This window comes from Roseovarius aestuarii (genome assembly GCF_019966515.1).
Lineage (GTDB): Bacteria > Pseudomonadota > Alphaproteobacteria > Rhodobacterales > Rhodobacteraceae > Roseovarius > Roseovarius aestuarii.
In genome coordinates this window covers 83,304-110,250 of the sequence record NZ_JAIMIB010000017.1, presented here as the reverse complement: position 1 = coordinate 110,250, position 26,947 = coordinate 83,304, and the positions used below count along the sequence as shown (strand labels likewise).

The window sequence follows — 26,947 nt, the reverse complement described above, 5'->3', positions numbered from 1 at the left end:
AAATCCCAAAACAGCTGGATCAGTGTCCAACACCCGCCAAGTGCGCCAATGCCGCGAGAGCGGCTTCGTCCTTGTCCGCAAAGCAGACTATTCCATCAGATCAACCGCCGCCCATTTATGCCGCCTCATGCGCCAAGATTGCGGCCTCGGAACTGCTGAGATTGCGGCGCGCGAAATTACCATAGGCGTAGGGTTCGTATTCCAGCCGGTGATTCCGTTCCAGCAGACGCGCCTTGTCTTCGGCATCCAGCATATCCAGTGAGGTATTGGCCGGATGGAAGCTTTCGGTCTCAATGCCGTTGGCCCAAAGAATCTGGTGCCGCGGCAAAAGCAGGTGGATATAGGTCACCTCGCGCACGGCCAGATCGATCGAGACAGTTGATCCGTTGATCAGATCCTTGGCCGAGACCAGCACCTCGGGCACGTTGAAGAGCGATTGCGCGACATTCCCCTGAATCAGCATCCGGTGTTCGGGGCTGACAAGCAGTTCGGCGTCCGGCCGGTCGATGCCAAGCGCACCGGTACGGATGCGCACAGGCCGCAACCTCGGCATGGCAAAAAGGCGCGCGCCGGTCATCCGGCGGCTGCCGATCCATTCGATTTCCTGCGCGTCGCTATCCTTGGTCTGGACCCAATCGCCTTCGCGCAGTTCCTCTACCAGACGCGGGCCCTGCGGGGTCTCGATGCGCGTACCGGGGGTGAAGCAGATCACGCCACTGGCCATCGGCTCTTTGCTGTCATCGCGCGCCCGTTCCAGTGACTGGTGCACGATCCACATCTCGGTTCCCTTTGGCGGAATTTCATCGAGGAACATCAGCAGCGGCGGCGCACCGCGCCCTACGTCAACCAGCGTCGCCGTGTAGCTTTGCGCCCCGTCGGACACGATGAAGCCACTATCTATCAGTGGTTCGTCTACATCGACCTTTTCCAGATCGCTTGTATGTGTGATTGCAGCCCCGACCAACCGCCGCACTATCCGTGCCGCGCGTTTGCGATCTGTCATGTCATCGTCTGCCCGCTCAAGGCGCAGGAGTTCACTTGGACCGTCCACCCGCACAGCATCGCCCCGCCAGGCCCACGCGGCCCCGACACGTAACGACTGCACCGGAGCAGCTTTTAATCCGTCCACTTCCGTCTGCGACCAGGAGATGACAAACGTGCCGCGAAAGCCCGTCTTCATTGCCTGCTAACCTGCCTTTTTTATTTTTTATTAACCAAGGTTAACAAAAGCGAATCACCCTGGGAAGCCCTGGAATCCCAAACAAGCGAAAAAATCCAAACCGTCGCAATCTGCCCACATGATCCGCGCCCGCGTAGTTGACGGCGGCCTCACAATGATTGTGTGCCTCGCGCAGCGGTGTAATATCCCATGATCCAATCCGGAGTGCGCGCGATGAACAAACCTGAAAACATGACTGAGGCCACCCGCAGGGCGATACTGGACAACGTGGGCTTTGACGGCGGGCGCAGTGCGCGCGGCAAGATCGGTTTTGTGCTGATCCCCAACGAGCAGACCATCGAGGATGACATGACCCGTCACATGCCGCCCGGTGTGGGCGTCTATTTCAGCCGGGCAACCATGCCGCGGGAGATATCCACCGAAAGCCTAGCGCAGCTGCGCGGCTCCTTGGCGGAAACCGCCGCGCGAATCCTGCCCGATGACGGTCTTGACGTGATCTGCTTTGGCTGCACATCGGGCACGGTGGCGGTGGGCGAAGCGGCCTCGTGCATTGAACTTTCCAAGGGCGCACCGGGAGCCGAGACCTCAACCCTGGCAGGGGCGGTACGCAAGGCGCTGACCGCAATGGGGGCCAGGAACATCTCGCTCGGCTCTCCTTATGTGGCCGAATTGAACGACAATGTGGCAGCCTACCTATCACAGGCAGGGTTCAACATGATTGCGGCGCATGGGATGGGGCTGAATTACGATACCGAGATGATACGAGTCGCACCAGAATATCTGATCGATTACGCCCGCGCCATCGACACGCCTGAGGCGGACACCATCCTGCTGAGCTGCGGGGCGTTGCGCAGCATCGATGTGGTCGATGAAATCGAACAGAGACTGGGCAAGACGGTGATCTGCAGCAATCAGGCGATGTTGTGGGATTGTCTGCGTCTGGCAGGCATTGATGATCGCCTGCCGGGTCTGGGGCGACTTCTGCGCGAACACTGAGTATTGTAAGCACCAGCCTCCGCGATTTGCGCCTTATAACCTGGTTGCGCCAGCGCGCCCAACTTGCCGAGACCTCATACGCCCCAGGTGTCGCTTAGCCGGTAACCGCCGGGCCAGGGGTCGTCGGGGTCCAGCATGTGCTGGTGCATACCGGTGATCCAGCCGCGCCCGCCGATCTCGGGCACGACAGCCGGTTTACTGCCCACCTGCGTGTCACCCACAATCCGCCCGGTGAAACGCGACCCGATGATCGATATTGCCTCAAAGCTCTGCCCGGTTTGCATCTGCCCCTTTGCGGCCATCAGCGCCATACGAGCCGACACTGCCGTACCGGTGGGCGAGCGGTCGACCTTGCCAGGCTGGATCGCCACGGCGGATTTGCCGGACAGACCAGTTTCGGTCTGTTTCACCGGGCCGCAGAAGGCGCAGAACGAAATATGGGTCCAGTCAGGGTTTTCGGGGTGGGTAAAGCCAAGCTGCTCATTCGCCGCCTCAGCGATCTTCATACCTGTACGGGCAATGGATTTGGCTTCGCTTTCAACGATCTCGAACCCTAGCGTCGCGGCATCGACCACCACGAAACTATCGCCACCATAGGCCGTATCAACGGTCAGCGTACCCAGACCCGGCACTTCCAATGGCACAGCGATCTTATCGGCGAAACTTGGCAGGTTTTGCACGAATATGCGCTCGGCCTTGCCATTGCGGCAAACAGCGCGCACCCGGACAAGCCCGCCCGGTGCTTCCAACGTCAAAAGGGTTTCGGGTTCACGCATCGAGATGATGCCGCCATCCAGCAGCACCGTGGCGACGCAGATCGAGTTTGAGCCGGACATCGGCGGATCAAATTCCGGCTCCATGATGATGAAGCCCATATCGGCTTGCGGATGTTTGGGCGGCACCAGCAAGTTGACATGGCGAAAAACCCCGCCGCGCGGTTCGTTCAGGACGAAATTGCGCAGGGTCTGATCGCGTGAAATAAACGAGCGCTGCTGCCACAGGGTATCGCCAGGTGGGGGTGCCACCCCGCCCACGATGACATCGCCGACCTCGCCTTCGGCATGGGCCGAGATGACATGAACTGTCTTGCTGCTGCGCATTAAAAACCCTTTTTGAGCTTACCTTGTCACGGGATCCCCGGACAGGTCAAAGAATGTCAGGATCAGAGGGCACGCATCCAGAATTGCAAATCATGATCGCTCTCACCGTGCTGGTCGATATCCTTCCAGCGATACTGCGCGACTGCGCCCTCAACCGGCATGTAGCCGCGCTTGCGCCAAAACGGATCTAGCGGGGCGTAATCAGCGGGCCTGAGCGGATGGTCCGAAGGCCGCACCACACCGCAAAAGGCCGAGTAACGCCGCCTGAGATCGCGGCCATGCGCCTCGCGCAGATCGAAGAAACTATGCCCGATCCCCTGCCCGCGATAGTCCGCCAACAGCACGCTTTCTGCACAATAGAAGATGTCTTTCAGGTCGATATCCTGCCTGTCGAAGGCCGCCGCAAATTCCCCGTGGTCCTCCATCGGCGTACCGGTCGAGGCACCCACCAACCGTGCGCCGTCAAAGGCCCCCACGAGGATTGCGTCGGCACTGTCGCGATAGGTTTGCAGATATGCGCGCTCATAGGCGGCATCGCCGTCATAAAGATAGGGAAAGGCGCGAAAGACCTCGATCCGCAACCGCGCCACATCGTCAAGCGCGGCGCCAAGCGCCTCGCCGGTCAGGCGCACGACCCGGATCATGCGACCTGACGCATCCACTCAGCCAGATTATAGTAGGTGACAACGCGGGTGATCCTGCCATCTCGCAGCGAGAAAAACGATCCTGCGGGCAATTTGTAGGTCTGGCCTCTGGCTTCCGGCAAGCCTTCATCGGTTTGCAGATATGTGCCGGTTACGATGAATTCCGCCGCTGCGCGGGTGCCATCCTGTGCCGAGAAAATCACCATCTCGATCAGTTCTTCGCGATAGCAGCGGTTCATATGCTCGCAAAAGGCGCGAAACTTCTCTTTGCCCTGTCGGACCTGACCTTCGTTCACGTGATGCGCCACATCATCCGACAGGCAGTCCAGCATGGCCGGAACATCGCCACGGTTAAAGGCATCGAAGTAGCGTTGTATAATGTCTTTCATCGTTCTTCTCGTGCGGGTCCCCAACGTTCGGTCAGATGACCGATGATCTGGTCCCGTGTTTGCCGGTATGAGCCCAGCTTGGCCTCGCGTGTCTCGCCCAGCCCCGTGGGGTCCATGATCGGCCAATAGATGACCTCAAGATGAAAAACCCGCGTCAGTTCCAGCGCCCGGCGCTGGCTGGCAGGACTGAGCGCCACCACCAGATCGAAGGACGACAGATCATCACCCCATTGCTCCATCTCGTCGAAACTGCGGGTGCGGTGCCGGTCCAGCTCGACCCCGATCTCACCGCAGACGGCGATGCTGAACCCGTCGATATCCATATCGCTTTTGACACCGGCGGATTGCACATAGGTATCTGTGCCGTAGAATTTTTTCATGATCCCTTCGGCCATGGGTGATCTCACGGCGTTATGATCACAACAGAACAGAACGGACTGAGGAAGCTCCTCAACCATGCGCATCAGGCCCCGAAATGCAGCACGCAGATCAGCGTGAAGAGGCGGCGTGCCGTATCATTGTCAATCACGGCCTTGCCTTCCAGCCGCTCTTCCAGAACGCGCGCGCCCTCATTGTGAATGCCCCGCCGGGCCATGTCGATGGTTTCGATCTGGCCGGGCGGCAGGTTCTTCACGGCATCGAAATAACTTTCGCAGATCTGCCAGTAATCCTTGACCACTTGCCGGAACGGGCTGAGCGACAGGTGAAACTCCGCCGCCGGTTCCTCGGCCTCGGTCTGAATGTCAAAGACCAGCCGCTTTTCACGGATCGACAACTGCACTCGGTAAGGTCCCGGCGGTACGACACGGTCATCACGTTTAGGCAGATCAAAGGTGTTGCCCTCGATCAGGTCAAACATCGCCACTTTCCGCTCCTGCTCGATCTCGGGCGTGGGTGGCGGCAGATTGGCGTCATCCAATTCGATATGGCTGATACGGCTCATCTCACTATCTTTCACTTGGCAAGCGTCAGCACCACTATCGCAGGAGGTGTTATTGGGCAATGCGGCATCGGATTGTGCCCCGGGTTCGAGGCGATTTGGGCACAGCCGGTCCGACTCGACCATCGCGGTGACCTCAATCTCAATGACCATGTCAGGATAGACCAGCGCGGGCATCGGAATGCCCGTCGTGGCGGGGCCGGGTTCGGTGTAGGAATTCGAGCGGATCAGCAGGTTTTCATGCAGCGCCTCGGCCGAGGCATTGCCCTGATAATGGGTCGTGACCTTCACCACATCATCCAGACCGGCGCCCAGATCGGCAAGCACCTTGGCAACGTTATCCATCGCGCGACGGGTCTGGGCCACCATATCGCCCGGGTCAATCACCTGGGCCTCGCTATCAAGCGACACCTGCCCGCCCACATGGATCATCTGCCCGCAGCGGTTGCCATGCTTATAAGGTAGTGGCGTGGTCCAATCCCAGTGACCATCGGGCCAGGCATAGGTTTTTTCGCCGCGCATGGCAGTGACGTAAATTTTGGTCATCACCTCCGGGTCAGGGAACCGTGGCACCGGCATACCGGTCGGCGCAGGCCCGGGATCAGGGAAATATCCGGCCCGGATTTTCGCAGGCTTCTCCCAATCTTCCGCCGCGCCCGAGCCGACATAAAAGACGTTTAACTTAACCACGTCGCTGATCCCCGCTCCGGCTGCGGCCAGCGCTTTTGACAACTGCTCCATCATGAATTCGGTCTGAGCGGCCACATCTCCGGGCGCGGCGACACGACCATCCGGCGCAATCGCCGACAGATCGCCGGTAAAGATCATGTCTTCGGCCACAACCAGATGGGAAAAAGCTGGCGACAAAAATGGCATGTCCGGCAAGTGCAAACAGGTGCGCGGCACAGTCCTGCCATCCTCGGTCCGCATGGCGACCCCTTCGATTTCGATCATCATCTGCGGATAGCAAAGCTCGGGCAAGGCAATCAGATTGACCACCGGTCTGGCGCGGTCATCGAGGATATCCGCCAATTGCTTCAGAAGGCAGCTTTCGGTCTCAGCGTCACCGACGAAATAGACCACCAGCCTGACAAGGTCTTCCAACCCCGCATCCAGGTCCTTCAGGACATCCGCCAGATAGGCCATGGCGGCATCGCATTGCTGATAAATGTTGCCGGGGTTGCGCACATTCCCATCCGCATCCAGATCAACCTGCCCGCCGGTAAAGATCATCTGTCCGGCCCGTACACCGTGCTGGTGTGTCAGCCTGACCGGCCAGTTCCAGTGGCCCTCGGGCCAGCTATGCCGTTTTCTCATGGGATCATCCGCGCTGTCGCATCGTCTAGCGTCAGACTACACAACCGCGTTTGCGCGTCCAGTCAAACTCTGGTCGGATCGGAGATCTTGTTTCGGCTACACATGCGCCGAGGCCCGGTCAATCGTTCAGATGATCCAGCCGGGCGCGCACCGACAGTCCGTGTGCCTGCAAGCTTTCGGATTTCGCCAGTGTTTCCGCTGCGGGACCGATGGCTTTCAGGGCGGCAGGCGTCATGCGCGTCAGCGTCGTGCGCTTCACGAAATCCATCACGCTCAACCCGCTGCTGAATCGTGCCGAACGCGCCGTCGGCAGCACATGGTTCGGGCCGCCCACATAGTCGCCGATCGCCTCGGGCGTCCATGCGCCGAGGAAAATTGCGCCCGCATGGGTGATCCTGTCGGCCAGCGCATCGGCATCAGCAATACAAAGTTCAAGGTGCTCCGGTGCGACGCGGTTCGACAACTCAGCCGCCCTGTCCAGATCGGGCACCACGATCACCGCGCCATAATCCCGCCAACTCGCGCCGGCAATCTCGCGGCGTTCAAGGGTCTGCAAATGCTGGTCGATCGACACACTGACCGCTTTGGCCAGATCGGCATCGTCGGTGATCAGGATCGATTGCGCGCTTTCATCATGCTCGGCCTGGCTTAGCATATCCAGCGCAATCCAATCGGGGTTGCTGCTCCCATCCGCAATCACCAGGATCTCCGACGGGCCCGCGATCATGTCGATCCCCACCTTGCCGAAGACCCGCCGCTTGGCAGCAGCGACAAAGGCATTGCCCGGCCCGGTGATCTTGTCGACGGGCGCCACCGTTTCAGTGCCATAGGCCAGCGCCGCAATCGCCTGCGCACCACCGATCCGGTAAACCTCATCAACCCCGGCCAGGCGTGCCGCCAGCAGGACCAGCGGATTGGCCTGCCCGTCCGGCGTCGGCACGGTGATCGCCAATCGTCCGACGCCTGCCACCTTGGCCGGAATGGCGTTCATCAGAACCGAGGACGGGTATGACGCCAATCCGCCCGGCACATAAAGCCCAGCCGCGCTGACCGGCGTCCAGCGCCAACCCAGCATCGCGCCCTGCGCATCGGTCCAGCTTTCATCTGCGGGCATCTGACGTTCGTGATAGGCGCGGATACGCGCCGCCGCGCGTTCCAGCGCTGCGCGTTCCTCTGCCGGAACCTCGGCCACCAACGCGTCAATCTCGGCATCGCTAAACCGAAGCTCATCCACGCTCAGCGCCATTCGATCAAACCGCGCAGTCAGTTCAATGAGCGCGGCATCGCCCCGCGCCCGCACATCGGCGATTATATCGGCAACCACCCGGTCCACGTCCGGGCTGTCCTCACGCTTTGCGCCCAGCAATGTGGTGAATGACGCCTCGAAATCCGCGTCTTCAGCGTTTAAGAATACCGGCATGCAGCGCCTCCTTGATCGGGCAGAGCCTTACTGCGAACCGCATCCGGGCTCAAGGTGCCGCAACCGGTTTCGCCTGATATTGACGATGCACCTTACCGGCGGCCTGTAGGGCCGCCCCCGGGCGACGCGCGCAAGCGCGGCGCAACCCGATCTCATGCGCCGTGGTCGGGAGTTTTGCCGGAGGGCGCGGCGTAGGGTTGTGTGACATCTTTCAGGGTCACTTCCAGCGCTTCGACTTCCAGCCGGATCGCACCGTCCCCCGCCAAGGTCATCAGGACCTGCCCGGTTCCATCCTCGCCAGCTTCGAACGTCACCGCCATCAGCGACAGGATCAAATCGGGGTCGCGCCGGTCAATCCCCTGACTGGCCACCCGCAATACGTTGTCCACCACCAGCAACGCACGAACCCGCTCGGGGCCATGCCGGTCGCGCCCGTCATCCTCCCAGCGAAACCGGTTCAGCAGCAGCGCAAAACGGCGCTCACCTGCCCGCCAGGCCATCTCTGAAATCGGGAAAACCGCGTCCTGAACAAGCGATGATATCACCTCAAGATCATCCGACGCCAGCGCGCCAAGGTTCAGGGGCGCCTCGCGGCCATCCTCAAAAAGTGCGTCATCACTCATCTGTCCGACACCCGCTCGATCCGGGCTCCGACGCCTTCAAATTTACGCACCACATGTTCATAACCGCGATCCAGATGATAGACCCGGCTGACAAGGGTCTCTCCCTCGGCCGCCAGACCGGCCAGAATAAGCGAGACACTGGCCCGCAGATCCGTCGCCATGACCGGCGCGCCTTTCAGCCGTTCAACGCCGGTCACCGTCGCGGTGCCACCCTGGACATCGATCTTTGCGCCCATGCGGGTGAGTTCCGGCGCATGCATGAACCGGTTCTCGAATATTTTCTCTTCCAGCACGCTTGTGCCGTCGGCGGTACACATCAACGCCATCATCTGCGCCTGCAGATCGGTTGGAAAACCCGGGAACGGCTCGGTCGTCACATCGACGGATCGTATGCGCCCGTTCTTGCGCGCCACTTTCAGCCCTGCATCGGTTTCGGTCACGGATATGCCAGCTGCATCCAGCTTTTCACAGAAAGCCCCCAGCAGGGCGATCCGCCCGCCGAGGCATTCCACTTCTCCGCCACAGACTGCCGGGGCCAGCATATAGGTACCCAGTTCGATCCTGTCAGTCACCACCGGATGGGTCGCTCCGCCCAGTCGGTCCACGCCCTGAATGGTGATCGTGCTGCTGCCATCACCTTCGATCTGCGCGCCCATGCGACGCAGGCAATCGGCCAGATCCACGATCTCGGGCTCCCGCGCGGCATTTTCAAGGACAGTTGTACCCTTGGCCAGCGTCGCGGCCATCAGCACGTTTTCCGTCGCTCCGACCGAGGCGAAGCTGAACGAAATCTTCGCCCCCTTCAGCCCACCCGGCGCTTTTGCGTGCAGATAGCCATCGCGCAGCTCAATCTCGGCCCCAAGCGCCTTGAGACCCTGAATATGCAGATCCATCGGGCGCGCGCCAATGGCACATCCCCCCGGCAATGACACGACCGCATGGCCCAGCCGCGCCAGCATCGGCCCCAACACAAGGTTCGAGGCGCGCATCTTGCGCACGATGTCATAATCGGCCACGTGATTGTCGAGGTTATGACTAGACATCACCAGTACCTGCCCGTCCTGCAGGCTGGAGACTTCACAGCCCAGCGACCCCAGCAGCGCCGTCATGGTCTTGATATCCGAGAGGCGCGGCGCGTTGGTCAGCGTCAGCGGCTCGTCACTCAGCAATGTCGCGGGCATCAGCGTCAGGCAAGCATTCTTGGCCCCCGCGATGGGTATCTGCCCGTTCAGCGGGCCGTTGCCCGTCACCACAATCGAATCCATCTGCTCTATTCCTTGCCTTCGCTCGTGCCAGTATCAGCGGCATCCCGCGCCCGGGACTGCGCCTTGCGCCTTGCCAGATTGGCCTTCAACGCCTGTTTCAGCCTGTCTTCGCGCGACTCAACCGCTTTTTTTGGTTTTTTTGCGGGCGCTTTCTTATCCATCCCAACTCTCTACATCAGCTGCGGATTAGGGTCCAGATTACCCTTGCACCATATGCGATAAGGGTCTAATCAGCGCGCCACAACGTGCTGCTGTAGCTCAGTGGTAGAGCGCACCCTTGGTAATGGGTAGGTCCATTCCAGGTTTGTGTGTTTGAACAGTGAGTTAGCGGGGCGTGGTGAAAATAAGTAGGGTATTAGTAGGGCATATGTCGTGATGCCCTGAAAATGGATAGGCTGCTGTAGCTCAGAGGTAGAGCACTCCCTTGGTAAGGGAGAGGTCGAGAGTTCGATTCTCTCCAGCAGCACCATAAGCCACTGATTTTTCATTGGAAAACGCCGCTCCGTCGGCCGAAAGTTATACTGGTCGGCTTCCTAAGCAGTGTCCCAATTGACCTAGACAGAAAGCACGCTCTTCTGTGCTGTAACCGCTTACCGTCGAGGTAGCGGCTTGCAATCAGTCGTTAGCTTCTTTCATGGCCAGAATGCGTTCGGAAATGAGTTCAACGGGGCCGCGCAACCTATCAACGTTGATGATGATATATCCGCCAGTCACGTCGGCGGACGAGCGGTGGTTCAGAAGCCGTTTGAGCGCGTAGTGCGGGATATCGAGACTTTCAGCAATCGTGATGTAAGTTCTGCGCAAGTCGTGCAGGGTGAAAGTTACGCCTGAGGCTGCAGCCACCCGTTGAGAGAATTTCTTAGGCTCGACAATGTGACCTGCGGGTCCGTTACCGGGAAACACCCAAGGCGATGGCCCCGCGCTGTCTTTTCTTTCCCGAAGCAAATTGAGCAAATAGTCAGAAAGTGGAAGCATCAAGGGATCACCATTCTTGGTTGTCGGCAGGTGTAGCTTGCGATCGTCAAGGTCGATGTCTTCCCATCTCAGGCTTGCGATCTCGTTGCGGCGCATCCCGGTGAACAGCGCGAGGAGCAGGAAGTCGCGCGCGTGTTTAGGCTCTCCCATCACAGCGGCCCACCATGCGGGAAGCTGTTTGGCTTCGATAATTGTTTGGCGCCTCCGCTCTTTGTTCCAAGCTCTTGCTTGGCTAAGAATACTCACTGGATTTGGCGGGAAGTCGTCTTCTGTTGCAGCAATGAAATTGTACACAGAGCGAAAATGACGGAACGAGTCATTAGCGGTGACCTTTCCGTTATTGCGCGACATCTCCTGGTGTTTTTTCAACACCATCTGTCGTGTGATTTCATTGATTGGCTTATTCGACCATGATTTAAAGTAAATGTATCCAGTGCGGGAGTAGTTCTCAACCGTTGCTCTGGCCAGATCAGGTCTGGCTTCAAAGAACTTGTTGAAAGCCTTCTCAACCGTCAACTTTTTTGCAGCTTCTTTGCGCTTCTCAGCTGTCGGATCAACACCGTTTGCCATATCACCCAAAATGACGAGCGCTTTGCGTCGCGCTGTTTCCGGCGGAAAGAGGTCAGCCCGCCCGATTGTAACGCGTTTGGTCCGACGATTTACCTGTCCTTCGACAATGTATGTTTTTGATTTTGCACCGACACGCACACCAAAACCAGGCAACATCGTATCTCTATAGATAGCTTGCCCGCGCTCGGAATGCGGTATGTCATCAACACTGCGGCGGGTAAGACGTAAGTTTGGCATCGTGACCTCCTTATGGCCACAACTCAGTATAAGCACATTTTTAGAAAATGCTCGACTTTTCTGATGGTTATACAGCCGCAGCGTACTGCATCCGGTACAATGAAACGCCGTCCAACTTTTTGGCGGCGAACCTCAATAGCTCAGCTGGTAGAGCAGGCCCTTCGTAAGGACAAGGTCGGGGTTCGAGTCCCTCTTGAGGCACCAGTTATCCGATAGAGTACAAAGATCCCGCTCCAATTCTTATCGATGCCAGACCTAAGGCATCTTAGTCGGGCGTATGTATAATTTCCGGAATCACATGGATCTAAAGGTGGAGGGGCAAACAGCCCCGTTCATCAATTGACCCGCCAAAATTAAGCGTGCCCAAGGAAAACACCGCATAGACAAACATTAGTATGACGCATACTTTTCTCATGCTCTTGACTGCCAGGTGAATCGATCGTATATGAATAGTATGACGTATACTTATGGCATACAAAAACTAGGCGATCTAGCGGACATCAGGTCAGGCTACCTCTTTAAGGGAGCTCTCCCTGAAGATGCTTCCGGCGATGTCTCGGTCGTTCAGGTGAAGGATCTGAAAGCTGGCCAGCCAATCGGCTGGGAGAATTGTGCGCGGGTGGCCGAAGGGCGATTGATGAACGAGGCCCGCCTCCGAAGGGGGCTGGTCATCTTCTCTGCGAAAGGTTCCCGCAACTTCGCTTGGCACATTGATGACCAACCAGATTTTGCGATTGCCAACTCGTTGTTTCATGTGATCGACGCACGGTCTCCTGAAATCGACCCTGCTTTCTTGGCCTGGCAAATAAATCAGCCCAAGGCGCAGGGCTGGATCGACAACGCATCAGCCGGTGTAACTGTCCGAAACGTAAAGATCAGCGCGCTACGCGACCTGCCAGTCGTAGTTCCGCCAATCGAAATCCAACTAAAAATCGCATCCTACGAGAGCGCCGCCGCTGCTGAAAGGCGGGCGTTGAAGGCGCTCATCCAGAACCGAGAAAGAGAAATGCGCGGCATCGCAGCAACCATTCTGTCAGGAAAAACGACATGACCAAGCAAGTAAACCAAGCCGAGATTAACCAGGCCGTATGGGCGGCATGTGACACCTTCCGCGGAACGGTAGATCCAAGCATCTATAAGGACTTCGTTCTGACGATGTTGTTCCTCAAGTTCCTCAGCGACGTCTGGCGGGAGCACTACGAACAGTACGAAGCCGACTATGGCGACGCACCAGAGCTCATCGCGGAAATGATGAAGAACGAGCGCTTCGTCCTTCCCGAGGGCGCAAGCTTCTACGACCTCTACGGGCAGCGGCACGCACCAGGCAATGGTGAACGCATCGACAAGGCGCTGCACGCCATTGAGGAGGCAAACATCACCAAGCTGCGCGACGTATTTCAGGACATCAGCTTTAACAGCACCAAGCTCGGTGATGAGAAGCAAAAGAATGACTTGCTGGCCCACCTTTTGGAGGACTTCGTGGACGAGCGCTTAGACCTTCGAATGGCACACATCGGCAACCAAGACGTCATTGGGAACGCATATGAGTATCTGATTTCGCGGTTTGCGTCTGAAGGTGGCAAGACGGCTGGCGAGTTTTATACACCGGCGGAAGTCTCCGAACTCATAGCAGAGCTTGTTGACCCCCAAGAGGGCGATGAGATTTGCGATCCAACCTGTGGCTCCGCCTCGTTGCTCATGAAATGCGGTCGGAAGGTGAGGGCGAAGGGCTCGAAGAAGTATGCACTCTTTGGGCAAGAGGCCATTGGCAGCACCTGGGCCTTAGCCAAAATGAACTTATTCCTGCACGGTGAGGATAATCACCGGGTTGAGTGGGGCGATACGATCCGAAACCCAAAGCTGCTTGATGAGCATGACCGCCTTAAGCACTTTGACGTGGTCGTAGCCAATCCACCGTTTAGCTTGGACAAATGGGGGCACGGAACTGCCGAGGATGACAGATTTTCGCGCTTTCGGCGAGGTATTCCGCCAAAGTCCAAGGGCGATTATGCGTTCATCCTGCATATGATCGAGACCATGAAGCCTGGCTCAGGTCGCATGGGTGTAGTGGTTCCACTTGGAGCACTGTTTCGAGGCGCTTCTGAGGGAAAAATTCGGCGCAGACTAGTTGAAGAGCACAAGCTAGATGCGGTCATCGGATTGCCCGAGAAGCTGTTCTTTGGCACCGGCATCCCAGCCGCCATCCTCATCTTTAAGCAGGACAAAGAGGACGGGTCGGTTCTGTTCATCGATGCCAGCCGCGAGTTCATTAAGGGCACAAACCAGAACCGGTTGGACCCCGAAAAGCACATCAAGAAGATCGTCGAAACCTACCGGGCAAGGGAGTCCGAAACTGACAAGTATTCCTATCTCGCCCAGTTCGAAGAGATGGCTGAAAACGACTTCAACCTAAACATCCCTCGTTACGTCGACACATTCGAGGAAGAAGAAGAGATCGACTTAATGGCGGTTCGCGCAGAGCGCGAAGTGTTGAAGAAAGAACTTGCTGACCTGGACATTCAAATGGCTGGCTGCCTGAAGGAACTGGGCTATGACGCCTGAAGGATGGAAGGAGCAAAAGATTGAAGATGTCCTGACGCGAGTTGGGAGTGCGGTCGATGTGCAACCTGACGAGCAGTACCAGCAGATTGGTATTCGATCCCACGCCAAAGGCCTCTTCGACAAACCGTCTGTTTCTGGCGTTGAGTTAGGCAACAAGAGAGTATTCTGGGTCGAGCCGAATTGTTTTGTTGTGAATATTGTCTTCGCTTGGGAACAAGCCGTCGGAAGGACAACCGAAAAGGACGTAGGCAAGATTGCCTCCCATAGGTTCCCTATGTATCGGCCAAAAAACAACAAGGCTGACGTGGATTTCTTTCTCTACCTCTTCAAATCGAAGTACGGAAAACACCTTCTAACACTTGCGTCCCCAGGTGGTGCTGGCCGCAACAAAACGCTCGGTCAGAGCGAATTCAGTAAAACCGCTGTTTCGATTCCACCGCTTGCGGAACAACAGGAGATCGCCAAGATCCTGTCTACTTGGGATCAAGCTATTGAGGCCACGGAGAGACTGATTGAGAACTCCAAGGACCAGAAGCAGGCACTCCTGCAAGGGTTGCTCACTGGAAAAAGACGGCTTCCAGGGTTTTCGCAAAGTGAATGGCTAATATTGCCATTCGAAAATATCGCTCGAAAGTCGAGCCGAAACTTTACACCAGGGAAAGGCTCGAAAGTTTTTCGATGCATTGAACTGGAACATATTGAGCCAGAAACTGGTCGTCTTCTTTCTGAGACGACAACCAAAGAAACAGAGAGCAACAAGACGCATTTTACTGCAAAAAGCATTCTTTTTGGTAAGCTTCGCCCTTATCTGCGGAAGTTCCTAAAACCTGGCTTTGACGGCGTTTGCACATCCGAGATTTGGGTGTTGGACGCTGTGCAAAGCGTGTGCTCCCGAGATTACCTTTACTTCTTAGTACAATCCGGTCCGTTCCTCAGAGCAACGAGTATTTCAAGCGGATCAAAAATGCCTCGCGCAGATTGGCAGTACGTAAAGGATTCTCTTTTTCACATTCCCAAGGACAAAGAAGAACAAGCAGGCATAGCAGAAGTACTGACTCGTTGTGAGGTGGAGCTAGACCGGCTCGAAACCCAGCTCGAAAGCCTAAGGGATCAGAAAAAGGCATTGATGCAACAACTCCTGACCGGCAAGCGCCGCGTCAAATTGGATGGAGGTGACTAACGATGGCCGCAACCGAAGACGAAACAAAAATCGTAACGCTGACAGCGCGCCTTCTGAAGCCAGGAAGAGACATCGAAGGTACCTTCGCAGCTGACTATGCACCTGGCCAAACCAAGGCTTTCGAAGAGAAGGACTGGCCTGGGATTGAGGGCGCTCGTTTGTTTGTTGGCGAGGCATTCTCCACACCGCCCGGTTGGCTGGAATTCGTCACCAGAGCCAGCCCAGGAGCTGGAAGCATCACGAAAACAACCGTGGACGGGGTGGAAGAAGAACGACGCCTTTGGGTGAGTGGCGCTGCTGGCATCCTATTTGTACCCGTGGATGGCCGAGTTATGGCGATCTGTTTTGGACATGCTCACATCCCGCTGAACCTTGAGGCGTTCGAAAAGCGTTTTGGGTTGAAAGTGACGTTGAACCGGGTGCCACGCGACAAGCTGCGTACGCTCGACGTCGCCGTACCTGACGCAACCTCGTTCCAAAAGCGGATTCAATCGAGCCGAGACAGTGACCTTTCCGCCTTCGGCGTAAATGTGTTGCGCGACATCGCGCAAGTGGCTGGGGGCACCCCAAAGGACAAAGATTTTGCCCGCTTCGTCGCCGGCAAAGACAGCCTTTCTATTACCTGCAAAGTTGGCCCGAACGACATCGAAGACCTCAGCATCAAATTGATGGCAGCCTACAAGGACAAGGCCTATCAAAGTGACTTTAAGTGGATCGATTTTCTGCAGCCGGTCGACAAGACCGTGACGGCAGAGCTTGACACGAAGCTTTCGGAGGCATTGCAGGAGCTGCGCGACGGCGGCGTCAATGACCTGCATTTGGCACCGCCAGAAATCGTAGATTACCGGGAGGGATCGAAACTCCACTACAACGGCTTCAACGGTGGTTCAGACGACTTCTTCCAACTCGGAATCGGGGATTACTGTGCCCAGTTGGACAAGGCCGGATTTGCTGGCGATATCGCTGAAATCAAAGAAAAACACTACATTCGCGGAGCCAGGAGCGGCGAGGAAAAACTCTCCAAGCGCTGGCGCGTGTACGAATGCTTGGTTTACGAACTTGAGCACCAGCCAGCAGGTGAGACAAAGGCAAGCCGCTTTGCCCTCTATGGTGGCGACTGGTACCGGATCGACAGCGACTACAAAGACCAGATTGAAAACGGGTTCGACGCGATACCCAAGAAGTCTGTGATTGGGGCAACCACCTGTGCCAACGAAGAACTGCTCAATGAAGATCTAAAGGCTCGTCCGGAGTTTGTTTGCCTCGATAAGCAGAAGATCAACCCAAAGGGCGTTCGTTACGCCAACCTCGAACCCTGTGACTTCTTTTCGGAAACTAAACAATTCATCCATGTGAAGGATGGGCACTCCTCCCATTCGATAAGCCACCTATGGAGCCAGGGTTTTGTAAGCGCCGAGGCCTTTGTGAACGATGGGAAATTCCGGGGCGACCTACGCAAGAAGGTCAAGAAGCTGAAGCCTGGATTTGAAGCGCACCTTCCGACGGCTCGCAAAAAGCCTGACACCTCGGAGTACGAGATAGTCTACGCGATCATGCGGCGCCCGTACGCCGATGGCTCAATGAGCATCCCATTCTTCAGTAAAGTGAGCGTGCATTCGTCGCTCGAACAGCTCCAAAACATGGGCTTCAAGGTGGCGATCGACCTGGTTGAGAAACTTGAACCAGTGGCAGTCGCAGCATGACCAAGACACCCGAAACTTCTGAGGCATACGCCTCGCACATTCCAGCACTCCACATTCTCATGGCCATGGGCTGGAAGTTCATGTCCCAGGCGGACTGCCTGGCCGCTCGGAGTGGCAACACCGGTGTGGTGATGAGGGGGGTACTGGTCGAACAGCTGAAGGAACGCACTTTTGAGTACAAGGGGCGCTTGTATCCACTTTCAACGAACGCCATCGATCAAATTGTCCGGGAAGTCACATCGCCTGCACTTAACGAAGGTTTGGAGACGGCCAATGAACGGCTCTACGACCAGATCACGCTGGGTATTACCGTTACCGAGTTCGTAGATGGGAACCGGTACAGCCCGACCATTCAGCTGATCGATTGGGGTAATCTAGGCAACAACAGCTTTATTGTCACAGAAGAGCTTGAGGTCCTGTCTGCAGGCGGCACACATACTCGTCGACCCGACGTGGTTTGCTATGTCAACGGCCTGCCTCTTGTAGTCATCGAAGCCAAACGACCTGACAGCGGCAACCCGAACAAGTCGATGGTAGTCGAGGGGATCAGCCAATCAATTCGCAACCAACGCACGGACGAAATCCCTCAGCTTTTTGCCTATTCGCAACTTCTGATGTCCGTAAGCGGTATCGATGGCAAGTACGCGACGACCAAAACGCCGTCAAAATTCTGGTCAAATTGGCGAGAAGAAGAGATTGAGGAGAGCGAGTTCTCCAAAATCAAGTCTTACGTTCCAGACCGCCAATCGGCTGATGCTCTGTTTGCGGATAAGCCTTTCTGGAAACGGCAGTACTTCGAGGAATTGTGGACCGCTCACAACCTACCAACAGAGCAAGACAAGCTGATTGTCAGTTTGCTGCGGCACGACAGACTTCTAGAGTTCATTCGCTATTTCATCTTGTTTGATAAGAAAGTTGGCAAGATCGCTGCGCGGTATCAACAAGCTTTTGGCATAAAGGCATTGCTAGACCGCATAACGCAGAAGCGGGTAGACGGAGGTCGAGAAGGCGGCGTTGTCTGGCACACCACGGGCTCCGGAAAGTCCTTTACGATGGTGTTCCTTACGAAGGCACTTTTGCTGCACGAGCAACTTAAGCGTTGCCGCATAGTCGTGGTGACCGACCGCATCGATCTGGAAAGACAGTTATCAAAAACCTTCATGTCTAGTGGAGCGTTTGGCTCTGATATCGGGACCAAGAAAGACGGTGAGAAGGCCAAGGCTCAGTCCGGACGAGACCTTGCCAAGCGTATCGGCCAGGGCAAGGAGCGGATAATTTTCTCAATCATCGACAAGTTCTATGGAGCTTCAAAGTTTCCCGAGTGTAGGAACACCAGTAGTGATCTCATCGTTCTTGTTGACGAGGGGCATCGTAGTCATGGTGGCGAAAACCATGAGCGGATGAAGCAGGCCCTACCGAATGCAGCATACGTCGCATTTACCGGCACTCCGCTGCTCACAAAGGATAAGACAACGAGCAAGTTCGGCCCAATTGTTCATGCCTACACGATGCAGCGTGCGGTCGAGGACGGGACTGTTACCCCGCTGTTGTACGAGGAACGAAAACCGGTTCTCGACGTCAATGAAACGGCCATCGACAACTGGTTTGAAAAGATCACTCTTGGTCTAACTGACAGCCAGAAGAATGACCTGAAGAAGAAGTACGGCACCAAGGGGCCCGTTTACGGATCGGCAAACCGCATTGATCTGATTGCGTGGGACATTGCTGTCCACTTTAGTGAAAACATCAAATCGCTGGGTGGAGGTTTGAAAGGGCAACTGGCGACAGACAGTAAGATCTCGGCAATCCGTTACAAAGAAGCTCTCGACAAGACCGGGCTAGTCACCAGTGCCATTATTATGTCGCCACCGGATACACGCGAGGACCATTCGGACGTCGACAATGCGAAGCTTCCAGAGATCCAAGAGTGGTGGAAGAACAACGTCGGCAACGACCCGGAAGAGTATGAGCGGCAGGTATTGGAAGACTTCGGAACGGACGGCCGCCCGGACATACTAATCGTTGTTAGCAAACTGCTAACCGGTTTTGATGAGCCACGTAACGGCGTGCTCTACATCGACAAAAAGCTCGAAAAGCATAATCTTATCCAAGCCATAGCGCGTGTGAACAGACTACATGAAGCCAAGAAGTATGGGCTATTGATCGATTACCGCGGCATTCTGCGGGAACTTGATACGGCAATCAGAGACTACCAGGACTTAGCCGAGAGGACCCAAGGCGGCTACGATATCGAGGACCTGGAGGGTCTCTATAACCAGGTCGACACCGAATACAAAAGATTGCCCTCCCTGCATGACGCTCTTTGGGCACATTTTGCGGCTGTGCAAAATAGACAGGATTTGGAGCAATATCGGCAGATACTGGTGCCCCATTTCCAGAACGATGATGATGGCGTACCTTATGATGTGCGTCAGAAGATCAGAGAGGACTTTTACGCGAGCCTCTCCGAGTTTGGAATGTGCTTGAAAATAGCACTTTCATCACGAAGCTTTTTTGAGGATGGAGGCGTTTCTGAAGAGCGAATTGAGCAATACAAGAGCAACCTAAAGTTCTTCACAAACCTTCGCAAAATCGCAAAGCAAGATGCGCAGGAAACTGTGGATTTCAGTATTTACGAGGAGCAAATCCGAAACCTGGTCGATAAACACGTTGTCGGGGAAGAAGTGCTAGATCCTGAGGGCGTCATTTCACTTACAGACATCGGCAATACTGACCCTGAGGGATGGGACGCGGAACACGCTCGCAATGAAGCCGATGTGATTAGGAGCCGTGTCACCAAAACAATTGAACAAGCGCTTGGCGAAGATCCTTACGCCCAGAAGGTATTTTCTGAGTTGCTGAAGGAGGCCATATCGGAAGCGGAGGCATTATTTGACCACCCAATAAAGCAATATCTGCTGTTCAAGGAACTGGAGGAGAAGGTTAAAGATCGAAGGGTCGAGCAAATTCCTTCAGAACTAAGCGAGAACCGGCGCGCAGCGGCGTACTTTGGGTTGTTCAAGCTTGCCAAAGGTGAAGAGTATTTTGAGAGCCTAGATGTGGTTGGGATGGATCAACTCATCTCAGAAGCCTTGGAAATCGACACCATTGTCCGCAATGCGATAGCGGAGAATTCTCTAAATCCTCAGAATATCGAAACGGAAATTCGCAAAAACCTGTTGCCGCGTTTGTTTAAACTGATCGGGTTGGATGACGCCAAAGAGGTAATCGAACAAGTTATCCTGATTACGCGCGTCGGATTGGGCAAGAAAGGTTGATCCTGTGAACCGGCAGTCTTTTAGCTACGGCGGGAACAGTTACGATTATTCAGTAGTCCATCTACCTGGGAAAAGAAGTGCGATCGAAATTCACGTGTTCCCAAACGGCGCTATTCAGGTTGATGCCCCAGCTGACGCATGCGGTCCCGAGATCAAAAGAGCCGTTCTGAAAAGAGCTCGCTGGATCGAGCGCCATGTGGAGGAGTCAGAAAAGCGTCTTAGGCACATCTTGCCGCGCGAGTATGTGAGTGGTGAAAGTCACTACTATCTTGGACGTAGATATCTGCTGAAGGTGTTGCCTGCAGAGGATGGCGACCAATCAGTGAAATTGCTGCGTGGGAGGCTTCAAGTCACATGCCGAAGCAAAGATGCAGAAAGCGTTAGAGCACTACTGGATACTTGGTACCGGCAGCGGGCTGCTAGCATTTTTCATGATCGTCTTGGGGCGGTTTGCGAGACTGTCCTTTGGCTTAAAGAAAGGCCTTCGATCAAACTTCTGAGCATGAAGAAGCAATGGGGCAGCTGCTCCACTTCTGGAAGGGTCATTCTAAATCCGAGCCTCGTAAAGGCGCCAAAAGAATGCATTGATTACGTCATCGTACATGAAATCTGTCATCTTAAAGAGCACAATCACAGCCCGCGTTTTTACAGAGAGCTGGATCAGCTGATGCCTAATTGGCGCAGTGTAAAAGGTCGGCTGGACGGGATGGCTGAGGCCATTCTGGCTAGATAAGGATGGGGGCGAGTATGACGAAAGTGGTTTTTTCCTATTCAGCTGCGTCTGCTCCCAGAGGGCGCAAAAATATTCTTTTGACTCCTTTGGAACTTGGCGGTGCAGCTGCCGCAACTTCACTGGAGCCCTTTGTTCAAAGGTCAACATGAATGGGCTTCGTTTTTTACGATACCGAAACGACCGGAACGGACACTACCTTCGACCAAATTCTGCAGTTCGCAGCGATCCGGACAGATGACGATCTAAACGAACTCGACCGCTTCGAAACCCGCTGTCGTCTGCTGCCCCATGTGATCCCAGCGCCGGGAGCTTTGCTTGCCACGCGAGTCACACCGGCAATGCTGATCGATCCCAGGCTACCCACACACTACGAAATGATGCTTCAGATCGCCGAGAAGCTGCGCGCGTGGTCACCCGCGATCTTCACTGGTTACAACACCCTCTCCTTCGACGAACCCTTGCTGCGTCAGGCATTCTACCAAACACTACAGCCGGTTTACCTGACAAACACCAACGGCAATCAACGCGCGGATGTGCTGCGCCTGGCCCAAGCCACAGCAGCATTGGCTCCCAACGCCATGGCGGTGCCCATCAGTGCCAGGGGTAAGCCGACACTGCGCCTCGACACGCTGGCACCAGCCAACGGGTTCGCCCATGAAAACGCCCATGATGCTTTGGCAGATGTGGAAGCTACCATTTACATGGCACGTCTGATCCGTGACCGAGCTCCTGCCGTTTGGCATGCGTTGCTGCCGCTTGTGGACAAGGCAGAAGTAAAAGCACACCTGAACACCAGCGAACCAAAATGCCTGGTCGAATACCATATGGGGGTTCCATCTACGCGCGCCGTTGTCGGCTGCGGAAACCACCCCAAGAACCCAACTATGCAGGCTGTGTTCGATCTCCGCCGCGACCCAGCTGAGGTTCTGGACCTGAGCGAGGAAGACCTGGCGGGAGAAACCAAGGGACCTAACCGAGCGCTGCGCACAGTTTACGCCAACAAGATGCCAGCGCTGGTCGACCCGGGTCTTGCGCCTGACCTACCAGCCACCATTGGCCTGCACTTGCCCGAGATCGTCCGCAGGGCCGCTGTGGTGTCCGCTGACAACCAGTTCGCCGCCCGAGTAGGCAGGGTGATGGAACAGCGCTACCCGCCCTTCGAGCCTGCCCAGATCGTCGAGCAGCGGATGTATGAGGGTTTCCCAAGCCGAGCCGACGAAAACCGAATGCAGGAGTTCCACAAGGCGGATTGGTCCGTACGAGCGGAGATTGCCGAAGCGCTCGAGGACGACAGATATCGCGAACTGGCGCGGCGGCTCGTGTTTGTGAATGCACCTGAAGCGTTGACCGATCCGCGCCGGTCTCAACTGCAGGCCTGGCTCAGGAACCGGCGACATGGGCGCGATGGCGTTGAAGTCGGAAGAACCATTTCAGGCGCATTGGCGGAGCTTGATAACGACTCTTCTGCAGATCAACCTCCGGAAGCGGAAGCCATACGATCCTGGTTAAGGAATCTTGATTAATAATCTGCGGGCAGATGCTGTACCGCCCGAGAGCTTTGCCCGGTCTTATTTTTGATCATGCGTAGTTTTGCCCCGGGTTTGCAGTGTTAATAGGGTTATTGTGGCCCGTGCATAATGCGCTGGGTAAAACAAACCCGCGTTACCCTTAAAACCTGTAGGGCGCATGCAATCTGCACGCGCCCATCTGTAAGTTTGAAAATGACTTTTGCCTAGAATGGGATTTCAACTGATGCTGGCTGGCCAATAGTTTCCAGCCGATAACGCTTTACACCAGTGGGATCGTCGACACAGCGAAGGACCCTCCCGCCGACAACACGGTCTTTGTGTTTTCCCAGGTAGCGCCCAACGCTCCGGGAGTTGAATGTACCCTTGTAGGTTCTGGCAGCCAGCGCATCGTGAAGTACTGTGACCTTGCTGTTCTGATTGTAGCCAGCCGATTCCACAATTTCCGCAAGCGTTGTTGGTTGCCCGCCGAGCGCATCACCCCACACGTCCAGCAATTCCGCCAGGTCACCTTTGCGCGGATCGTCTGCGATGACCCGCTCGCGGGTCGACGTGGGGTCAGCCTCATCCAACCATACAAGCGCTTCACGGATCATGTTCCAACTTTCAAACGACCCCATCGGCACCATGCGGTTCGGGCGCCCGGCGGCCTCATAAGCCCGTAGGATTGTCAAACCAGCTACGACCAGGGCCGCACGATCCGAGCGGGCCTCTTCGACAGGGTTGAAATCGTGCTCGATTTGATCTGGCCGTTCTTCACCAGTATCAATCCGGCTCAGAAGTGTCCGGCGACCAAGATCCCCCAAAACTTCAATGTTGTTTCCCGTTGCCATGAATAGAGCATTCGTCAGCACACGCGGCACCTCAGATTTACCCAGTACTCTCGCTGCAATGACTTCTTGGGTCAGAGCGGAACACAGGGTGTCACCGACCAAGGGGCGATCACAGTTGTCAAATACCAGAATCGGATCACCCGCCATAAGAACACTAGAGATACGTTTTTCGTTCTCTTCGTCTGTCTTGCCCTGCGAAATCATAGTCGGTTTGTGGCCTGTGGCGATGATGCCAACCGTTTCACACAACAATGACTTTCCAGAGCCCGCTGTTGGTGCGTCGATTGCAAAGAGTGGTGCTGAAGGAAGAATCCGACGCACAATTGCCGTCAATGCACCACTAAGCAGAACACTACGATCTGCAGGGGTGGCAAACTCGAAATTACGAAACGGCGCAAAAAGAACGTCTCGTGCGCGCAATGCATCTTCACGTGTTGGTGCATCTGGTACAGCTGGGAATTCGACGCCGTTTGGCTCGAAAAGAAGACCAGACTCCGGGTCATATCCAGGGGTTTGGAGAATGGTGCCATCTTTGCGCATGGTCGGGCTGGAAACCACACCATGCAAAACCGGCGCGTTCCATTCTCCCACGCGCGCCAAGAGTGCGGATACATGCCCACCAGGTGGATTGATCGGAATGTCCATCTCTTCACCAGGTTTGAACCAGAGCGAAGCAATCGCAAACTTTTCCTTCAACCAGGGCTGCGTCAATTCGTTGATCAACAAAACACCACCGGACCGCTTGACGCCATCTTCTCCGATACTTTGCGGAAGGCGTACAACGCGAACCAGTTTTTCACCGCGCTGATAAACACCAAGATCGGCAGCAAGCAACGCTGCTTCAGCCTGGTCAACCTCCTCAGGCGTGTGGCCAGCGCGTACAAGAATACGTGAGCGAGTGTCACCGCTGGACGAACCGCCGCTGAGGCGCATCCATTCCCGCAGTTTGGGTTCCAACGCTTCCATACCCAAACGCTCGCAAAGCTGTGGCAACCCCCAAGTAGGTTCCTCGGACTCAAGCTTGGCGCGGGTCGCTGCAGCTTTTCCACCGCGTTTTTCTGCCTCATCATCACCAGCAACAGCCGCTACAGCGATCACAAGCTCGTCTACTTCGTCATCTGACAAGTCACAGCGGACAAGCACACCGGTCAAGATAAGGCAGATTTCATCGCGTTCACCGGCCACCTTGGGATAGTGCATAGCAACGACAGACAGTGCGGCCAGCAAACCGCAACGTTTTGCAAGCTCACCGCCGTTTATTGTCGGTACTTGGTGCGGATCGTCGTGCCAGGTTACAATTTCGCCGCTTGGGTGCGTGGACGGCGGAAACATAGTCTGATGTCCATTGCCACGAACCTCCAGCAGCATCGCACGGTCCGCGCCGATGGTTTCTGCTGCGCTAGTAGGAAGTTGGAAGACCAAGCGCCCCTTTTTCAGCTTCGCGTATGCAACGCGATGACTAAATGGAGATCCTGCGCGTCCAAAGCTAGGCAGGTCGCTGAGCACGACCTTAGCCAGTTCGGCTGCTTCTGGGCAGTCAAAATCAATGTCGATGAGGCCGCTTGAACGCTTGCCCAGCGCAATACCGATATTCACGTTGCCGCCAAATTCGGTCTTTACAGTTTCGGGCGTCCATGCGCGCGGTTCTTTCCATTTTCCGCGTGGGGATTTCTCTTTGAAAGGCAGGATCAGCGGTTCCCAACCAAGTTTTGTGTAAGTGAGCGCGGCTTCTGCCGCGCCCCCAATATCATGAGTAGTATTTGCAGAAGATTTTTTCATTTTTGGTCTCCCACCGGGGTGACCATATGCTCTTCAAGCCAGCGTATGACGTCGGAAAGCCAGTATAGCACGAGGTGGCCGCGCTTGATATATTTGGGACCTTCACCACGACAACGCAGCTTTTCCCAGTATGATTTACTTGTCTTTGTCAGGCGCGCGATTGCGCACGTGTCAACAAGCGTCTTCTCCGAATCTATGAGCATTTCTGCCTCCTTTCAAAAAGTGGAGGCTTCCCAATGATACCGAAAACGGGTTCGAAGATACGTGTTTAAATCAGGGAATTAAGTTCCCGGTCTTGATCAACCTCCGCTGAGACGGGAATTCCAAGTACCCGCAATGTCTCGGCAAGGTCGCGTACATGCATTTGAATCAAGTCTCCGTTTGTTCCATCCCAGCCAACTACACGACGAATGAGCTCTTCCCGCGATGCGTCGAATTTTTGTTGCAGATTTCGGATCTTCTCATCTTCGTTGTAAGGTTTGTATCCGGGATGTTGTTCTTTGCGGGCTGCGATTGCGCACCGCGCGAGTTCGGTTTGATAGCCCTTTTCCTTCTCATCGTTGTCTGAAAACCTGGGTATGTAGTCTGAATCCAGTTTGTAGTCTCCACGTTCTCGAACGTATTCTTTGGCCATGTAGACGAGTTCTGGAATGTCACGATCTTTTGGCCTGCCTCGAAAGGATTTGAAACCGAACAGAGCAGTCTTGGCATGGTTCAGGCGCTTGCGCTCATCTTCCGCAGCTTCCCCCGCCATGGGCGAATGGGTTCGGATAACACTCAATAGCGCCGCATCTATAATGGCGATAATCGCTGGATTTTCACGCCAGTCTTCCGCTTCAACATCGTTCTTCAAGCTACTCGGTTCCTTTGGTCTGTTTTTGTCATGGCCATTTCAATCATCTTGTTCGCTGCCGCGTCGACCAACCCTCGCAAAACGCTCGGCATCGATATCAATGTAGCCTCCGGTTACATCGCCGCCAACACGGTGATCATACCACTGTTTCAACGCATGACGTGGAATGCCCAAAGCAACCGAACAGTTAACAACATGCGCGCGCGAAGGCCCAAGTACTTGATCTCCTGTTATATACATAGTGTGGGTGCATCGTTGATTTGTGTGCGTTTCTTCTGGATGCCATCGACTGTGCTGTTGAAGACGAAAGTCCTTCGACAAGAATGGCGAACCATGAGCACAGACTGCGGCGGTTGCGTCGAAGCACACCGATGGGCAGGGTGCAGTGCACTAAAGTGCTGTTCCAGTGTTTTTCAGTAATAAGAAACCGATGCTGTCACCGGTAGGCTCGTCCAGATACTTAGAGGCCACCCTCCAAAGAGTGGGTAAGACCTTTCCCAACTTTGTAGATCGGGACCGCAAAATCACAATTACTTCGTTGCCGACTGATAGGTTCTCCGCAGCTTCTCGATAGCGGCCTTTATTCACTTTCGGTATGTAGGCTGTGGCTTCACCATTCTGAATTTTGTCATTCCAGACAGAGCAGACGACAAATCCATTTCGTCCGCTGTGATGGCCCCAATAGCCCCGAGCGTTTCCTGGAATATCTGTGACACCTGCAGCCTCGAAGGCTTTAGTCCAAGGTACGAATTCTGAACTGGATTCTGCCACAGTTGCTGAGCCTCTGTTGTTTAGCCGGATGCGCTGAGCCAAAAAGATGGGTTGGTCGAGTTAAATTCTTGCA

General features: G+C 55.5%; 22 protein-coding genes, 1 tRNA gene and 1 pseudogene. 9 read left to right on the top strand and 15 right to left on the bottom strand.

Annotation, left to right across the window (positions count from 1 at the left end):
* Window positions 1-115: 115 nt before the first annotated feature.
* Entirely contained in the window at window positions 116-1,180 is a 1,065-nt protein-coding gene (locus tag LC334_RS18150; protein WP_085801631.1) for a Hint domain-containing protein, read from the bottom strand.
* A gap of 213 nt (window positions 1,181-1,393) precedes the next feature.
* Between LC334_RS18150 and LC334_RS18145 the strand changes: the two genes are divergently transcribed.
* Window positions 1,394-2,176: a maleate cis-trans isomerase family protein gene (locus LC334_RS18145; RefSeq protein WP_223413060.1), complete on the top strand. Its 783-nt coding sequence runs from the start codon at window positions 1,394-1,396 to the stop codon at window positions 2,174-2,176.
* Between the two features lie 74 nt (window positions 2,177-2,250).
* Here LC334_RS18145 and LC334_RS18140 read toward each other — a convergent pair whose 3' ends face one another.
* The 10 genes and pseudogenes from LC334_RS18140 to LC334_RS18095 all read right to left on the bottom strand — a co-directional run bounded on the left by LC334_RS18140 (window position 2,251) and on the right by LC334_RS18095 (window position 10,035).
* A complete protein-coding gene (locus LC334_RS18140; protein ID WP_085801632.1) occupies window positions 2,251-3,276 on the bottom strand; it encodes a trans-3-hydroxy-L-proline dehydratase in 1,026 nt (341 codons plus the stop codon).
* 62 nt (window positions 3,277-3,338) lie between these two features.
* Entirely contained in the window at window positions 3,339-3,920 is a 582-nt protein-coding gene (locus LC334_RS18135; protein ID WP_085801633.1) for a GNAT family N-acetyltransferase, read from the bottom strand.
* Window positions 3,917-4,309 (bottom strand): ketosteroid isomerase-related protein, encoded by a 393-nt coding sequence (locus tag LC334_RS18130; RefSeq protein ID WP_085801634.1) that lies wholly within the window; start codon window positions 4,307-4,309, stop codon window positions 3,917-3,919. The genes LC334_RS18135 and LC334_RS18130 overlap by 4 nt, the downstream gene beginning before the upstream one ends.
* Entirely contained in the window at window positions 4,306-4,767 is a 462-nt protein-coding gene (locus tag LC334_RS18125) for an arsenate-mycothiol transferase ArsC (protein ID WP_085801725.1), read from the bottom strand. The genes LC334_RS18130 and LC334_RS18125 overlap by 4 nt, the downstream gene beginning before the upstream one ends.
* Window positions 4,768-4,772: 5 nt before the next feature.
* Window positions 4,773-5,252: a UPF0262 family protein gene (locus LC334_RS18120; RefSeq protein WP_223413062.1), complete on the bottom strand. Its 480-nt coding sequence runs from the start codon at window positions 5,250-5,252 to the stop codon at window positions 4,773-4,775.
* 129 nt (window positions 5,253-5,381) lie between these two features.
* Window positions 5,382-6,566: pseudogene (locus tag LC334_RS18115) on the bottom strand (RidA family protein); the annotation flags it as partial.
* Between the two features lie 118 nt (window positions 6,567-6,684).
* Window positions 6,685-7,986 (bottom strand): histidinol dehydrogenase, encoded by a 1,302-nt coding sequence (hisD, locus tag LC334_RS18110; protein ID WP_085801636.1) that lies wholly within the window; start codon window positions 7,984-7,986, stop codon window positions 6,685-6,687.
* Between the two features lie 152 nt (window positions 7,987-8,138).
* The gene (locus LC334_RS18105) at window positions 8,139-8,609 is read right to left on the bottom strand and encodes a DUF2948 family protein (protein WP_085801637.1); all 471 of its coding nucleotides are present in this window, start codon (window positions 8,607-8,609) and stop codon (window positions 8,139-8,141) included.
* On the bottom strand, window positions 8,606-9,874 hold the full coding sequence (gene murA, locus LC334_RS18100; RefSeq protein WP_085801638.1) for a UDP-N-acetylglucosamine 1-carboxyvinyltransferase: 1,269 nt from the start codon (window positions 9,872-9,874) through the stop codon (window positions 8,606-8,608). Before murA ends, LC334_RS18105 begins: the two co-directional genes overlap by 4 nt.
* A 5-nt stretch (window positions 9,875-9,879) precedes the next feature.
* On the bottom strand, window positions 9,880-10,035 hold the full coding sequence (locus LC334_RS18095; protein ID WP_176237734.1) for a hypothetical protein: 156 nt from the start codon (window positions 10,033-10,035) through the stop codon (window positions 9,880-9,882).
* A gap of 233 nt (window positions 10,036-10,268) precedes the next feature.
* On the opposite strand from LC334_RS18095, the gene LC334_RS18090 reads away from it, so the two are divergent.
* A tRNA-Thr gene (locus LC334_RS18090) sits at window positions 10,269-10,343 on the top strand.
* Between the two features lie 146 nt (window positions 10,344-10,489).
* Here the strand turns inward: LC334_RS18090 and LC334_RS18085 are convergent.
* The gene (locus tag LC334_RS18085) at window positions 10,490-11,656 is read right to left on the bottom strand and encodes a tyrosine-type recombinase/integrase (RefSeq protein WP_085801639.1); all 1,167 of its coding nucleotides are present in this window, start codon (window positions 11,654-11,656) and stop codon (window positions 10,490-10,492) included.
* A 454-nt stretch (window positions 11,657-12,110) separates the two neighbouring features.
* On the opposite strand from LC334_RS18085, the gene LC334_RS18080 reads away from it, so the two are divergent.
* From LC334_RS18080 to LC334_RS18050, 7 genes are all read left to right on the top strand, one after another.
* The gene (locus LC334_RS18080) at window positions 12,111-12,707 is read left to right on the top strand and encodes a restriction endonuclease subunit S (protein ID WP_223413059.1); all 597 of its coding nucleotides are present in this window, start codon (window positions 12,111-12,113) and stop codon (window positions 12,705-12,707) included.
* On the top strand, window positions 12,704-14,218 hold the full coding sequence (locus LC334_RS18075) for a type I restriction-modification system subunit M (protein WP_085801641.1): 1,515 nt from the start codon (window positions 12,704-12,706) through the stop codon (window positions 14,216-14,218). Before LC334_RS18080 ends, LC334_RS18075 begins: the two co-directional genes overlap by 4 nt.
* On the top strand, window positions 14,208-15,398 hold the full coding sequence (locus LC334_RS18070; protein WP_085801642.1) for a restriction endonuclease subunit S: 1,191 nt from the start codon (window positions 14,208-14,210) through the stop codon (window positions 15,396-15,398). The genes LC334_RS18075 and LC334_RS18070 overlap by 11 nt, the downstream gene beginning before the upstream one ends.
* A gap of 2 nt (window positions 15,399-15,400) precedes the next feature.
* Window positions 15,401-17,101 carry a DUF6119 family protein gene (locus tag LC334_RS18065; RefSeq protein ID WP_085801643.1) on the top strand — a complete coding sequence of 567 codons (1,701 nt, stop codon included), beginning with the start codon at window positions 15,401-15,403 and terminating at the stop codon, window positions 17,099-17,101.
* On the top strand, window positions 17,098-20,379 hold the full coding sequence (locus LC334_RS18060) for a type I restriction endonuclease subunit R (RefSeq protein WP_085801644.1): 3,282 nt from the start codon (window positions 17,098-17,100) through the stop codon (window positions 20,377-20,379). Before LC334_RS18065 ends, LC334_RS18060 begins: the two co-directional genes overlap by 4 nt.
* A 4-nt stretch (window positions 20,380-20,383) precedes the next feature.
* Window positions 20,384-21,112, top strand: coding sequence for a M48 family metallopeptidase (locus LC334_RS18055; protein WP_085801645.1), 729 nt, complete (start codon window positions 20,384-20,386; stop codon window positions 21,110-21,112).
* A gap of 149 nt (window positions 21,113-21,261) precedes the next feature.
* The gene (locus LC334_RS18050; RefSeq protein ID WP_085801646.1) at window positions 21,262-22,635 is read left to right on the top strand and encodes an exonuclease domain-containing protein; all 1,374 of its coding nucleotides are present in this window, start codon (window positions 21,262-21,264) and stop codon (window positions 22,633-22,635) included.
* Between the two features lie 209 nt (window positions 22,636-22,844).
* On the opposite strand, the gene LC334_RS18045 is transcribed toward LC334_RS18050, so the two are convergent.
* From LC334_RS18045 to LC334_RS18035, 3 genes are all read right to left on the bottom strand, one after another.
* A complete protein-coding gene (locus tag LC334_RS18045; RefSeq protein WP_085801647.1) occupies window positions 22,845-25,250 on the bottom strand; it encodes a bifunctional DNA primase/polymerase in 2,406 nt (801 codons plus the stop codon).
* A 268-nt stretch (window positions 25,251-25,518) separates the two neighbouring features.
* Window positions 25,519-26,103, bottom strand: a complete 585-nt coding sequence (locus LC334_RS18040) for a hypothetical protein (RefSeq protein ID WP_085801649.1) — start codon at window positions 26,101-26,103, stop codon at window positions 25,519-25,521.
* 39 nt (window positions 26,104-26,142) lie between these two features.
* Window positions 26,143-26,343, bottom strand: coding sequence for a hypothetical protein (locus tag LC334_RS18035; RefSeq protein WP_223413058.1), 201 nt, complete (start codon window positions 26,341-26,343; stop codon window positions 26,143-26,145).
* Window positions 26,344-26,947 lie beyond the last annotated feature (604 nt).